The organism is Paenibacillus sp. WLX2291, assembly GCF_046603665.1.
Classification (GTDB): Bacteria; Bacillota; Bacilli; order Paenibacillales; family Paenibacillaceae; genus Saccharibacillus.
The window spans coordinates 3,027,004-3,040,660 of the sequence record NZ_CP176755.1 but is presented as its reverse complement, the minus strand read 5'-3'; the positions used below and the strand labels follow the sequence as shown (position 1 = coordinate 3,040,660).

At 42.0% G+C, this 13,657-nt stretch carries 10 protein-coding genes; 9 read left to right on the top strand and 1 reads right to left on the bottom strand.

Annotation, left to right across the window (positions count from 1 at the left end; genetic code table 11):
• The first annotated feature begins 458 nt into the window (after positions 1–458).
• The 3 genes from ACDE64_RS13000 (at position 459) to ACDE64_RS12990 (ending at position 4,150) form a co-directional block, all read left to right on the top strand.
• A complete protein-coding gene (locus tag ACDE64_RS13000; RefSeq protein WP_411347070.1) occupies positions 459–1,337 on the top strand; it encodes a copper amine oxidase N-terminal domain-containing protein in 879 nt (292 codons plus the stop codon).
• 63 nt (positions 1,338–1,400) lie between these two features.
• A complete protein-coding gene (locus ACDE64_RS12995; protein ID WP_411347069.1) occupies positions 1,401–3,728 on the top strand; it encodes a CARDB domain-containing protein in 2,328 nt (775 codons plus the stop codon).
• A complete protein-coding gene (locus ACDE64_RS12990) occupies positions 3,728–4,150 on the top strand; it encodes a prepilin peptidase (protein WP_411347068.1) in 423 nt (140 codons plus the stop codon). The genes ACDE64_RS12995 and ACDE64_RS12990 overlap by 1 nt, the downstream gene beginning before the upstream one ends.
• 171 nt (positions 4,151–4,321) lie before the next feature.
• Here ACDE64_RS12990 and ACDE64_RS12985 read toward each other — a convergent pair whose 3' ends face one another.
• Positions 4,322–4,405 (bottom strand): putative holin-like toxin, encoded by an 84-nt coding sequence (locus ACDE64_RS12985; RefSeq protein ID WP_411350291.1) that lies wholly within the window; start codon positions 4,403–4,405, stop codon positions 4,322–4,324.
• A gap of 259 nt (positions 4,406–4,664) precedes the next feature.
• Here ACDE64_RS12985 and ACDE64_RS12980 point away from each other — a divergent pair, with 259 nt between their 5' ends.
• From ACDE64_RS12980 to ACDE64_RS12955, 6 genes are all read left to right on the top strand, one after another.
• Positions 4,665–9,182 carry a fibronectin type III domain-containing protein gene (locus ACDE64_RS12980; RefSeq protein WP_411347067.1) on the top strand — a complete coding sequence of 1,506 codons (4,518 nt, stop codon included), beginning with the start codon at positions 4,665–4,667 and terminating at the stop codon, positions 9,180–9,182.
• A gap of 177 nt (positions 9,183–9,359) precedes the next feature.
• Positions 9,360–10,496 (top strand): hypothetical protein, encoded by a 1,137-nt coding sequence (locus ACDE64_RS12975; protein WP_411347066.1) that lies wholly within the window; start codon positions 9,360–9,362, stop codon positions 10,494–10,496.
• A 255-nt stretch (positions 10,497–10,751) separates the two neighbouring features.
• Positions 10,752–10,982: a hypothetical protein gene (locus ACDE64_RS12970; RefSeq protein ID WP_411350290.1), complete on the top strand. Its 231-nt coding sequence runs from the start codon at positions 10,752–10,754 to the stop codon at positions 10,980–10,982.
• Between the two features lie 197 nt (positions 10,983–11,179).
• Positions 11,180–11,806, top strand: coding sequence for an IS3 family transposase (locus tag ACDE64_RS12965; protein ID WP_411347065.1), 627 nt, complete (start codon positions 11,180–11,182; stop codon positions 11,804–11,806).
• A gap of 88 nt (positions 11,807–11,894) precedes the next feature.
• On the top strand, positions 11,895–12,257 hold the full coding sequence (locus ACDE64_RS12960; RefSeq protein WP_411347064.1) for a hypothetical protein: 363 nt from the start codon (positions 11,895–11,897) through the stop codon (positions 12,255–12,257).
• Positions 12,251–13,519 (top strand): plasmid replication protein, encoded by a 1,269-nt coding sequence (locus ACDE64_RS12955; RefSeq protein WP_411347063.1) that lies wholly within the window; start codon positions 12,251–12,253, stop codon positions 13,517–13,519. The genes ACDE64_RS12960 and ACDE64_RS12955 overlap by 7 nt, the downstream gene beginning before the upstream one ends.
• The last annotated feature ends 138 nt before the right edge of the window (positions 13,520–13,657 follow it).

The following is a 13,657-nucleotide window of genomic DNA, read 5'->3' as shown; positions in this document are numbered from 1 at the left end:
ATTAGTAAAATAATAATCCAAATATAAGGTTAATAGCAATTAAGGATTTTATTGGTTAAAAAATGTAAGTTCAATATCCCTAGTTATAGAATATATGATATTAAATTAAAGATCATCTAGAATGATTTTTATTTTTTAAAATACGAACAAAAGTTCTTGCTAGAGCTTGCAATTAGGGTTATAATGGAGTTAGCCTAAAAAGCGCCTATTACTTTTGGTTATCTAATAAGCCGATAAAAGGCTTTTTTATTGCTATTTTATATGTATTTTTCCCTATAGCCGGTGATTGTATGAATCTCATACGATTACCGGCTTTTCGCATTTTATAAAGGATAAGGAGGCAGATGCTATCTAACGAAATTTGGAATGAGCAAGTTAGACAGATCAGGTATACTACAATTAAGGAATAGCTGGATTTTTGTGTAAGTGAAGTAAACTAGAAGAACGAGGTGAATACGATGTTAACGAAAAAATTGTCAATCGTAGCCGTTACTACGCTATTTAGTACGGTGGTAGGGCTGCAAACAACGAGCTATGCTGCATCAGAAGCGAATATTAAGGTGACGGTAAACCAATCAACCGTACAGTTCCCAGATCAAAAGCCATTGATGGATGCCAACCGAGTGCTGATCCCGACGCGTTTCGTAGCTCAGTCGCTTGGTGGTAAAGTAGGATACAACAGCGCGACTAAAACGGTGATAATCCAGCAAGATAGCAAGACCATTACGCTCAAGATCAACAGCAGCAAAGTAACTGCCGGTGGCAAAGTGGTCACGCTTGATGTCCCAGCTAAGGTCGTCAAGGGACGTACCATGGTGCCGCTACGCTTTGTATCTGAAGCAATGGGTGCAACAGTTGATTGGCAGCAAGCACGTAACCTGGTAGCGATCACGACAGGATCAACGACTACACCGGTCCCAGAAACGCCAACCACAACGGAAGGCAATTTCAAGTTTGATCAGAATTTTACGACGATGGGCAAAAAGTTGTTCGTAAATAACCTGGTAGAAGCCAATGGCAAGGTAACGTTCACCGTTCCTGAAGGTGCAACAGCATATTATCGAGCAGCTAATTTTGCTAAAACTGATTTGGTGACAGGGAAACAATATTCATACAATGTTGGTAAAGGTGAAGGACTTTTATACTTCACATATATCGATAGTTCAAAGATCGTTCCTGGCGCTCCAAAACAAGCTGAATATTATACAATTTCTTTGGATGGAACCAGATGGGGTTTCACTAATGCAAACAAAGCAATTGTATCCGTTGAAGATTCTAAATTGAAAGAATCGTATGGGACAGTTGAAGAAGTAACTAAACTTGCAAAATCACTTTAATAAATTCCACAAAAAAGAGCGCATATTATGGGCTTTTTTTTGTTGCTCAAATGGAGGTGTCAAATGAAATTGAAATGGTTCTTCGGTCTTGCAGTGACCTGTTTGTTAACTTTGCCTTTTCAGGCGTATGCAGCAGACACTCCAATGCTCAGTAAGTTCAAAGATGTTGAATATGGGAGTTCTGGTGAGCGATTAACTGGAACATTTCCCGCACTAGATGAAAACTCGACACTTACAAGACCGTGGGAGTTTGCTCGATGGACTGGCATTATCAACTACTCTGATGGGTCTTCTACTACAATCAATAACTATGATGTTTTTAATGTAAAAAAAGCTATCGGCGATACAAATTTTGATAAAGAGAATGGTTTTGGTTTGGTTTACAAAGATTCTTCCGCGTTAGGTGAATTATTTGATGCTTTTACCAAAGGAGACAAAACTAAAGTTTCACCAGCTCAGATAAAATACTTTAGAAGTACTTTTGCAGATAATGCTAATGACGAAAATTTTAAAACCGGTAATAAGATTTTCTACATGTTGGAAAAAGAAATACCATTATTGCGTACCGCCGGTATTATTCAGAGGATGGGCTATAAATTCGACCAAACTAAAAAAGTGAGCGAAGATGAGCGACAAGCCATCTACGCTGCATCGAAATGGCCAGAACTAAAAGTGATCCAATCGGCACAAAGCTTTACGATCAATTATTCAGCATACGGGTTCTCAGATCGCAAGCTACGATTGGTAGCAACAGCGAAGGGAGCCTTCCCGGATCTGAAGCGTGTCGTTTCGCTGACGGATGGGAAGCTGATCGCTGCAACGAAAGAAATGGAATCGGACAGCATCAAGGTCACTGACTTTGCTGGACTCCGAGAAGAATTCGGCGATGAGGTCGATGTTGTGCTGGAGGATGGATATGGTCGTACAGCAATCCAATCCGTGAAGCTGCCAGCAGTGTCCAATCTCGATTTTATTCCAACGTCCCTGAGTCTGACCGACAGCAACCAGCTTTGGGTCAAATTTAAATATGTTGGTGATGATTTCACAACATCGGATTATGTGAATGAGCGCGGGATACCGATGATTGCCAAAGTCACAATCACTGGTCCAAATGGAGACAGTCAAACACTGCAAGGTATGTACACCGAAAGCAGCAAAAAGACGACGAATGGTCAAACATATTCGTTCTATGCGGGTAAGGTCAATCTGGCTGAAGAAGCTGGGCGATACAAAATAAAAGCCATGGTCACGATAAACAACCCGAATCATGAAGACCGAGCTTTGGAGTACCCGGCAGTGGCGTACAACAACAATACCATTACCCATGAATGGACACGCGATGTTACCGATCTGATTGCACAGTCAGTAACGGTGAATCCTGATGCATTGATCGATGGCGACAGTGCTCAGGTGACTGCCAAAGTTAAAAATGTCGGACCGACGACACAAGGCAGCGTGTTGATCCGTTTTTCGGACAATGGAAAGACCGTATATGAAGTGAATAAAACCTTGCCTGCCAATGATGTTACGACAGTCGGACCTTTTTCTTGGAAAGGCGAGGGAGAGGGCAACCACAATTTGGAGGTTGATGTTGATCCGAAAGAGGAAACCGATGATATAGATTACTCCAACAATGTTGCTGTGGGTACTTGTTTGGTTGTTGGAAAAGACGGATCAACGGGTACATGTGGTGGTTCCAATGTATCGAAAAGCTGGAGTGTCACTTATCCCACCATTACCGGTTACAAAAAAAATAGTAAGGGTAAACGTCGACCAGTGTGGGAGTATAAGAGAGTGACATACAATGAGTCATTACAAATGTCGGCGGAGGTAAATACAAAACAGGGGATTATCACTGACCCGAACAATCCAAAAGCTAGTGACAATGAATCGCGAGGAAGCTGGGAAATCATTCCGTGGGCGAAGAAAAACGGAAAGAATCCCAATGCAGTGACTCGAGCTGGTTACGGTTTTGAACTGAATGTAACGACAACGTATGATACCAACTGGGAAACCAAAGTGCCCCATGGATATGAAGGCACTGCGAAAAAAATCGGCGGAATCTACCATGGACCGACGAAAGTGGTAGCCGTCATTTATAACACAAAAGGTAAGAAAGTGGACACAGTAGACATGGAGCAAATTGCTGGAGATAAAGATCAAGCAACATGGATATTTCCAAAACATACTACTGTTTCACCAGTGACTGGGGAACGATATACTGATCGCAAGTGGTACATTGATGAAAATACGCGAGATGGGGACTACACAGTCAAGATCACAACCGATGCAGTAGGTAAGCATGGATTGATTGCCTGCACAAGTAAAAAAGTGACTATTTTCGGCAGCATGTACGATGATACGCAAGATTTGCGAGTGTATAGCAAATAATGGATTTACTTAATCATATACTGCTGGAGACACTAGCATTGCTATGCCTTTATTTTGCGTATACGGATATCCGCTATCAAGTTATATCGAACCAGTGGACGCATCCGATGATGGGTATCCTATTACTATGGCGATTGGTCACAATGGAGTGGATGTACCTGTATGGGCTGATTCCGGCGCTTATATTACTTCTTATTTTTATGATCCTTCCATCAGTAATTGGTGCAGGAGATATTAAGCTGCTGGGAATTATCGGATTGGTGGGTGGATTGCCGATCGTACTCAGCACAATTTTTACTATGGGGTTGTTATGTATGGTTTACGTAGGAATAAGGCTTGTACGGAGACAGACACTTCGCCATCAGTTCCCACTTGCTCCAATGATTGCAGCAGGCTTGTGGTTTGCCATCGTGCTAATTTAACTTGAATTAGCAATCGGTTTGGTGTTGATTCACTCATTGTTAATCAGTATAATAAAGATAGAAGAAGAGCCGTGCTACTAACACGACTCTCCGGCACAACAGCCGCTTGAAAAGGCGGTAGGCTTTAGGGTGATCTACGATGAATAGACCGCTACCCTTCAAGAGGGCGGTCTATTTCTTTTTGTTGAATGAAAGTATCAATACAACTAATGTTGCAAATGATATCATCAGGGTCAACGCTTGATAGACTTCCATTGGCATCACCTCCCTTCCGGGAGATTAGCCGACCGCCCTTTAGCCTATTCTGCTGTACTAGATCCAAGTATATCACGATAAAGTAAGCCCGTCATTTTCCTTTTCAGGGGGAGTGACGGGCTTTTTGTTTTTCTTATTCTATATAGCAGGCGTTGCTTGCATTTTATTTTGTAGGGAGGCGAATCTATGTACGAGTATGCATGCTAAATTACGTATAGTGGCGAAGTTGAGCTGTAAGATGTATGGATGGAGGAGGAATATGTGTAAAAAATATATTCATGGGTGCCTAGCAGTGGTTTTGCTGCTGGGTTCTTTAACGTTACCGATCGGCATTATTAAACAGGCAGGTGCAGAAGCAACCTCATCGTCGGATTTAGCATTTGAACAAGCGAATTACGGGAGCCTAGTCGCGTCTGGATATGTAGAAAATCCTGTCCTTGGGAGTACAACAACTGGAGCAAGCAGCTACTGGGGATATTCGGCAGGTACTTATTATCGATACGCTAAATCCATTCAAGCCAATGTTTCTGTCCCAGTTCCCAATGATATTGGTGCAGCAGAATATTATGTAGTTGTCGAAGCAGAAACATCCGTTGCTGGCGTAGGGGGAAATGGTGTCACTTCATACAACCGTAAAATTAATGCCAGTGATGATGGGGGAAATACGTACACTACTATTTGGACGCCTTCTGGAAATGGTCAAGCAGTAGGCGCGAGCAACTACAGCGTCTATACCGAATACAAAGTGGTGAAAATTAACGGTCCAGCTGGATATGGTATTTACGATAACCAAAAAGGAAGTGTATCCTACGCGGAATATTATAAGAAAAAGCTAACTAACATGCAGATTTATTATGCATGGGATTCAGGATACTATGAAACAATGAAATCTCTCAAATACCGAGTATATCGTAAAGATATTCCACCAACGTCTGCTCCAGTGATTACCGTATCCCCAAGCGAAACCTATCATACAGGTAGCAATAATAGCTTCACGATTGCGAAACCCACGTACTATGGAAATTATTACGAGCAATTTTATGGTATGCTCCAATACCGAATTGCTAATGGTAGCTGGATCAATTATACAGGGGCTGTCAATATTTCAGCAGAGGGTGAAGTGAAGATTGAGTCTCGATTGCTCACTAGGGATACTTTAGAAAGTCTATACGGGACTGCATACAGTCGATTAGATCGGAATAAACCTCATGTGCCGGTTATTGTCGGATTGGATTCTACAAAATGGTATAGAGGCACGTTTGATCTTACATTCCTACCCGGCACCGACGAAGGATCAGGCGTAAATGGCGTATATTACTCGCTGTACGGTGCCACTGAGCAGGCACGTACCAAAGCAGCAACTGGTGGACGCAGCGGTTACGTTCAATCCATCACCGCTGAAGGTCAAACAATCGTTACTGCAACGACTGTTGATAACGTCGGCTGGGAGAGCGACTTAATCAGTGGAAAAATCAACATCGACAATACGCCACCGGTGGGTGTACTGACGGCGCCGCAGGGCTGGGCAACGTCGGTGACCATCAGCGCAGACGGCATGGACAGCGCATCTGGATTCCAGTACATCCGTTTGCCTGGTAATGTTGCCCATGCGGGCAGTCACTACGATTATCCGGTGTCATCAAACGGGACTTACACATTTGGTTTTGAAGACGCAGCAGGAAACATAGCGTCCAAGTCAATCACGATTCGTAATATCGATGATGTAGCGCCAAGCGTGACTATCTCCAAAAATGGAGCGACATGGACGGATCAGGATATTCCAGTAACGTTTACCTTTCAAGATGCTGAATCGGGGCTAAACACAAACAAACTCTACTACAAGTGGACGCAATCGACAGCGGAACCGACTGCTTGGGATCAAGCAATCGGTACAAAGCAGACGACTACGCTCAGTCAGGAAGGGGTCTGGTATCTACATTTGAAAGGTTACGACCTTGCAGACAATGTGGTCAGATTTACGTCGAATGCCTATCAGATTCAGCGCCAACCGGAAGCGCCAACGCTATCCGTAATCGGGACAGCAACCGATCAGATGTTACTCAGCTGGTCACTGCCAACAAATGGAGCGAACACAGATGGATGGCAGTATATTGTTCGTAATGAAACAATTCGCAAAAGCTGGACGATAAACTATCCGGTCAATCAACTACTCGATACAGATCTTTCTGGGGGAAATGAATACAAGTATACCATTACAGCGAAAAATCATGTAGGAAGTAGCCTTAGCAGTACGCCCGCAACGGGAATGACGCTGCCGGAAGCAACGGTGAATGCTTCGGTATATGCAAGCGGTGAGGATTACCGTACGGCGTTACTGAGCATCACACCGGTACAATCCGCGACCGGCTACCGAATCACAGCAACCAACTGGAGCAATCAGCAGGTGGATGCTGATGTGACGGTCACTGGTACTACCTATCAGGAGGTGACTGGTCTCAAGCCGTACACGATGTATGATTTTTCCGTGCGAGCAGTGAATGCCAGCGGGGAAGGCGCAGCGTATCATATATCCTTTTTATCGCTACCGGATCAGCCAAATAACTTTAAATCAGTGCAAATGACAGAGAATACCATTACGCTAAGTTGGAACAGCGTCACGCGCGCCGTGTATGACTGGAGTAGCGTAACGGATGATACGTACTATCGTCTACGCCGGGACAATCAGGTGATTTTTACTGGTGTTGCACCATCATTTCAAGATACGGGGCTAGCTTCCGGTACGGCATACGATTATGATGTCGCTGCTGGTAATAGCACCAGTTGGGGAAGTAAAGCGACCCTGAGCCAAGTTTGGACACTGCCAGCAGCACCAAAACAACTCCAACAGGTGAAGGCGACGCCAACCAGTTTTACAGTACATGTTGATATTCCGCACGGGTCAAAAGGATTCCAAGCTACATTGGATGGAACCAAAGTAATCCGTCTGGGTTCGGTACTCAGTGAATACACGTTTACTGGACTCCAACCGGGTACGAGCCATACGCTTGAACTAGCTGCCTATAATCAGTCCGGTGTAGGGCGTTCCATCAGCATGGTTGGCACGACGCTTCCAGATCTACCAGCCAGTGGCACTATCGCTGTATCAAATATTCAAGAGAACCGTGCAACGTTTGATGTCTATGATGTACCTGGTGCGACCAAGTACAAATTGACGGTAAATGGCAAAGAGTATGAGGTAGCTGCGGGAGAAACTATAGTCTCCGGCTTGCAAGGCGGAACCATATATCATTATTCGCTGGCTGCCGGAAATGCAGCAGGTTATGGTGAAGCGTATACGAATCACTTCCTTACACTTCCATCAGCCCCAACTGGTTATACAGTCACTAAACACACACCAACATCTATAAACCTTGAATGGGCGGCTGTGAAGAGTGCTGAAGCCTACGAAATCCGTAATTCTACCGGTATTTTACTTGCTACGGTGAACATGCCGGCGTACAGTACAACTGGTTTAAAACCGGGGGAAACCGTACAGTACCGAGTCATTGCAAAAAATGCTTCGGGAACTGGTACAGCATCTTTGTACACATTCCGTACGCTACCTGGATTCGAGGATGATAGCCCCGACTATAGCAAATTGGTCCGTGTAGATCATGTGAATGTACACGATTTGCAGATCCGTTGGACAGCAGTACCGGGAGCGGATCAGTATCGCGTATATGATGCAGATCAGCAGTTGATCGCACAAACAACGGAGCATGCCGCAGTCATCAAACAGCTCCACAGTGCAACTCGCTATAGCGACTACACTGTCGTGCCTGTTAATAGCACTGGTGAGGGGAAAGCAATGCTAGTACCAACAGTAGAAACGTTGCCAGATGGGGAAATCGCGCTGAGTTATGATAGTACAAAAACCAGTATTACATTAAATTTGAAGCATGATTTGACCGCGGAAATTTTGGTCATTGCCGCTCAGAGTCAGGAGTTGTATCGTGGAACGATCAATGGCTATGCCCAGTATGTGCAGGATCGTTTGCAACCAGATTCAATCTATACCTTCAATGTCTGGACTGAAAACGAGAACGGTGATCGATCCGAAGTGCTAACCCTTCCGATTAAAACGAAGAAGGAGCGCGAAGAACTTGTTACAGAAGCACCAGCGAAAGAAATGCCTGCACCCGAAGTAACAGAAGAGCCAGTGATTAGCGATTCAACTCCTTCAGATGAAGATGAGCCGCATACAAGTACTAAAAAAGGCTTCATTGACATTGATCACAGCTTTGCTAAAGAATCGATTACGCGCTTAGCTGATATGGGTATCGTTCAAGGTATTTCTGATGATCTCTATGCTCCGTCGGTAGGAACAACACGCGCCGAATTTATGGCAATATTGACTCGGTTGGTATTGACTCCTGAGCAAATCAAAAAAGCTGGAGACGAGCCATTAAGCTTTAAAGATATAGATGATATCGGCTGGTATATGCCAGAATTACGGGCAGCTTACCAAAATGGTATAGTGAAGGGATTCAGTATAAATAAATTTGCTCCCAATGAGGTGATTAATCGTGAACAAGCAGTAAAGATGTTAGGAAATATGTTGTCTAACTCGATAGTTCAGATAAGTCATAGACTTTACTCTGATACTGATTTAATATCTCAGTGGGCATTGAATGATGTAAACAAATTGACTATTAAAGGAATTATAAAAGGCTATCCAGATGAAACTTTCAGACCTAATATTAAATTAAATCGCGCTGAAACTGCTGCCATGATTGATAGAGCTATAAAAAGAAATCTTTTAAATATTAAAATTTAAATCATAAATAATTAGTGCCCGCCATACTAATTTATAGTGGGATGGTGGGCTTATATTTTAAAACATACTTTTAAAAATTTTCAAATTATTCTATATTATAAAAATTGGATTTATGAGACAATATTTAGGCGGTCATAATTTATAAAATGGGGTGAATAATTATTGAGTCACTATAACATGGAGCCACAAGATGTAGTGAAAATAGTGTCAAAGTATCTATCTTCAAACTTAAAAGTTGAGAGTAATGAAGATGACATTTTGGAGTCTGTAAATCAATACTTATTAGAAAGAGCTAGTCTTACAATTACACAACAGTATAATAATTATCCTAGTAAAACAATGAGACTTTTAGTAGCTTACTATAGTGGAATTGAACAATTCAAGGAAGAATTAGAGAATATTCATGAACAAGCTAAAAAAGAGCTTGAATCTAGAATGACTTCTACAGAATATTGCAAATCTTCTGTTTTAAAAGATATTTTGAATAGAAGAGAAAAAAATATTAATCTAGAGAGTATAGCAGCTTTTGTATCATTGAACAGAGCGCATGCTCTGTTACTAAATCAGATAAAAGAAACCTTTTTTTATTCACCTTTATTTGAAAATAGTATTCATTTTTACTGTAACTTGCTATTTGATGTGGATATATTAGTGGGAGGTGCAATAAGGAGAACGCAAAAACATGCCAATCTTGAGATATTTAGTTTGGCAAAAAATATGATCAATTATACTTTTAATTATCAAATGCCAGTTGTGGAATCTTCTATTTTTTTGTTGAGACAATCTATAGAAGTGCAAGTGAAACTGTCGCTTGGTTTGACGGGATTGAAATTAGATACTGATGGTCTAGAGGAAAAAGATTCTAGATTAACTATTTCTAACTTACTACACTTTTTGAAAGAAAAATGGCATCAAAAGAAAATAGGTTTATTTATCGATCCTGATATGTTAATAACTATAAATAGATGGCTCAATAATTATATCCATAATGGAAAAATGAATTATCCTTTTTTTTATATAGAATGGATACAGGATTATTTAAATGACTTTTTCTATCCGATGTCATTAATAAAAGAAATTGATAAAGATTTTAACACAGATTTATTAAAAACTATTTTTATCGACAAATCTTATATAGAACAGTTAAACAACGATTTGAACTGTTTGGAAATATCACAATCTAAACCAGAAGAGAAAGACTTCAAATTGGACTTTAAAGATCCCATGCTTTATATTGTAGAACAAAAGAAAATTATAAATATCCGGTCAAAAGTATATGAACTTAAACACAAAAAATATAATTTATATGAATAAAATAATGAAGTTTAAATTGAATCTTTAATTTAAAAAATTAATATTAGTAAGAAGATTCCAATACAAAAAAGCCCTCACCTGCTACTGAACTGCACCCCTTAAAATGGACATTAGAAAGCCCCTTGGGTAAACTAATGAGCATTTGGGGGTGTGTTTTTTATGGCAAAAAAAGGACAGAAGTTTAAAACCTATTCGTTAGAGCTCAAGAAAGAAGCCATCCGGCTGCATGTGGAAGAACAATAGACATATCGTCAAATTACAAATCATCTTCAGATTCACGATCTGGATCGCGTCAAGAAATGGATGCGGAAGTACCGAGAACAAGGCGAGTTTGGACTGCTGGATCAAAGAGGACGACGCGAAGAATATATAGATACAGACCGGAAGATCAAGCAGTTACAGTGGGAGAATGCGTTGCTAAAAAAGTACTTGAAAATCTGGAAGGAGAAGGAACAAAAGCGCGGTATGCGTTCATTTGGCAGGTGAATGAGAAGGGACAGATTCAGCGTCTCTGCCAGCTGTTTCGCGTATCGAAAAGCGGCTACTATGCCTAGTTGAATCGGCGAAATTGTGACCGAGAAATGGTAGACAAACAGCTTGTGAGCAAGATCTATACGAAGTACGACGGCGTTTACGGCTATCGTCAGCTTCAACTCTTTCTTTGGCAAGATGAAGGCGTCTAGATGAATCACAAGAAGGTGCTTCGACTCATGCAGACACTGGGTATCCGATCTCAGATCCGTACAAAACGTCGGTATGCGTACACAGCCAGTGCAGCTGGATTCGTCGCAGAACATGTGTTGAAGCAGAACTTTGCAGCCGCAAAACCAAACGAAAAATGGGTGACCGACATGACGCAGTACCGAATCGGGGAGCGTTGGCTGTATCTGTCGGCGATTAAAGATCTATTCAACAACGAAATTGTTGCCTATGAAATAGGCGAACGTCCTGACAAAGAACTGGTACAACGTACGTTTGAGAAAGCGTTTCGCAAACGAAAAGACGCGACAGGCGTGGTCGTTCATAGCGACCGCGGAGCCCCGTACACGTCTCGTCTGTACCACGACATGCTGCCCAAGGTTGGCGCCCAAATCAGCATGTCTCGCGGGGGCAATTGTTATGACAATGCCTCCATAGAGAGTTTCTTCTCGCATCTCAAAACGAAAGGGCTCTCCTTGTATTCTATTCGAACTTGGAGCGAGGCGCAAAGACGAATCGAGAAGTATATCCATTTTTATAACACGAAACGACCGCAGCGAAAACGAAACAAACTGACGCCGGTAGAGTACCGACGCCAGTTCGTTTCTTAGGGTGTTTTTTCATTGTCCATAAAATAGGGTCTTGACCACTACAAGGTGAGGGCTTTTTTGTATAAATTAAGAGAGGAGATTATAAAAATTGCTAAACCGCGAACAAATTTTAAAAGCATTATTATCAGCTACTGTTCAAAACGAGAATATGATTTGGATGCTTGCTGGACTTAAAATGGCAAATCGTCCAGTACAAAAAGAGCAATTACGCAATGTCACGAATACGATCTACAAAAAAATTCATCCTGAAGCCGAGCAATTACCGATCCGCTCAAGACACTTACTAGATGAAGCAGCCGCCATGCTGGAAGGAGCTGCACTGGTTGATGTAGCAGAAATCGCTAAAACAAAACAGTACACTGTATCTGTTTTAGGAGAAGAGTTGCTTCAGTATCGGCATGATCAACGACAAATGGAGAAATCAAAAGGGGAGGAAACTTCTACATGTTAGATATGAAAATTAGTTTGAAATATGGCTTTTTTGGCTGGGGAATGGGCGGAACATCCATTGCCGTTGATTGTGCAGATATTCCAATGTCATCTGCTGATCCAACTCGTCCGTACACGGCATTACTGATTAATAGTAATGAAATCGACTTGGACAAATTACCCAATCTTCCTAATGCCAAAAAACTCTTGCTAAAAGGATACGGCCGCGGAGTTGGACGAGATATTGTACTGGGACAAAAAGCATTTGAGGACAATAAAGAGATGATCACGCAAGAGGTAATCAGCTACTTCAGAGATCGTGATTTCATATTCATTTCTTGCGGACTTGGGGGTGGAACTGGAACAGGGGCGATTATTGAAGCTATACGCTTACTACATGCTTCAGGCTTTGCTGGTCGGTTTGGACTGTTATTGACGCTACCACGTAAAAATGAAGGACGCAAGGTGCTGAATAATGCGCTCCAGCGTTTACAAACCATTAAGCAAGCAATGGCAGGGCTCGGAGCAATTGTTGTAGTGGACAACGAACAGCTCTTCCAAGTTGGACTTGCTCAAGAAAAACCTTCTAGTGTAGAAGAATTTATGAAATCTTGCAATCGTCATATTGCGAAGCTACTTCATGAACTCAACACAGTGACTTCAAGCTATATCCCTGTTGGTAACTATCATTTCGATGCTTCAGAGTGGTTGAACATGCTACGCAGCAGTGGATGTTTGCATATTGCTAAGTGCGTATTACCAATCAAAGATATCGACGTATCCTCTCCAGTTACGTACATGGATAAGCTCAAGCAAAGTGTTCTAAATGGAGAACTGAGTACAGGCTATGATCTTTCCGATACAGCTAGTAGTGCAGTAAGCATTGTAGCGGATCAGTCCTATACAAATGAGCTTTTCACTCATGCTTTTGTAGAGGAAGTTCAATCCTTTTTACAAAGCACTACGCCTACACTGGATGAAAATCCAGTAGCTACGTATGGAGCGGATCAACCTGGTTTAGTAACGATATATACGGTTCTTTCCGGCTTGAACTTCCCGAATAGCGTAGGCAAATTAGCGGAAGTTCAAGCTGATCTTGAGCGCCGAGCGGAGGAACGCAATCAAAAACCGGATGTAATCGCAACTGCTCTGGCTGGGTTTAACAAACAGGTTAAAAAGGAAACTGCTGATCTGGAATCGCTATTGTTTGATGATGACTCATCCCCAGCGCCAGATCGCGATACACCGAAAGATCCGTTTGATTTTTTAAACGAGTTGAAGTGATACGCATCACAATGTATTATGTGATGCACTTACTATCGTTAAGTGCATCAGTACGTGCCGCACATAACAATACCAAATGCATCAGTGTGTGATGCACGTATGATCTAGTGATTTACAAACGTAAAAAGGAAGTGATTT

Excerpts from the sequence above, each read along its gene's own strand:
- ACDE64_RS12980 (WP_411347067.1), top strand. The coding sequence starts at position 4,665 with ATGTGTAAAAAATATATTCATGGGTGCCTAGCAGTGGTTTTGCTGCTG.
- ACDE64_RS12990 (WP_411347068.1), top strand. The coding sequence starts at position 3,728 with ATGGATTTACTTAATCATATACTGCTGGAGACACTAGCATTGCTATGC.
- ACDE64_RS12975 (WP_411347066.1), top strand. The coding sequence starts at position 9,360 with ATGGAGCCACAAGATGTAGTGAAAATAGTGTCAAAGTATCTATCTTCA.
- ACDE64_RS12965 (WP_411347065.1), top strand. The coding sequence starts at position 11,180 with ATGAATCACAAGAAGGTGCTTCGACTCATGCAGACACTGGGTATCCGA.
- ACDE64_RS12955 (WP_411347063.1), top strand. The coding sequence starts at position 12,251 with ATGTTAGATATGAAAATTAGTTTGAAATATGGCTTTTTTGGCTGGGGA.
- ACDE64_RS12995 (WP_411347069.1), top strand. The coding sequence starts at position 1,401 with ATGAAATTGAAATGGTTCTTCGGTCTTGCAGTGACCTGTTTGTTAACT.
- ACDE64_RS12985 (WP_411350291.1), bottom strand. The coding sequence starts at position 4,405 with ATGGAAGTCTATCAAGCGTTGACCCTGATGATATCATTTGCAACATTA.
- ACDE64_RS13000 (WP_411347070.1), top strand. The coding sequence starts at position 459 with ATGTTAACGAAAAAATTGTCAATCGTAGCCGTTACTACGCTATTTAGT.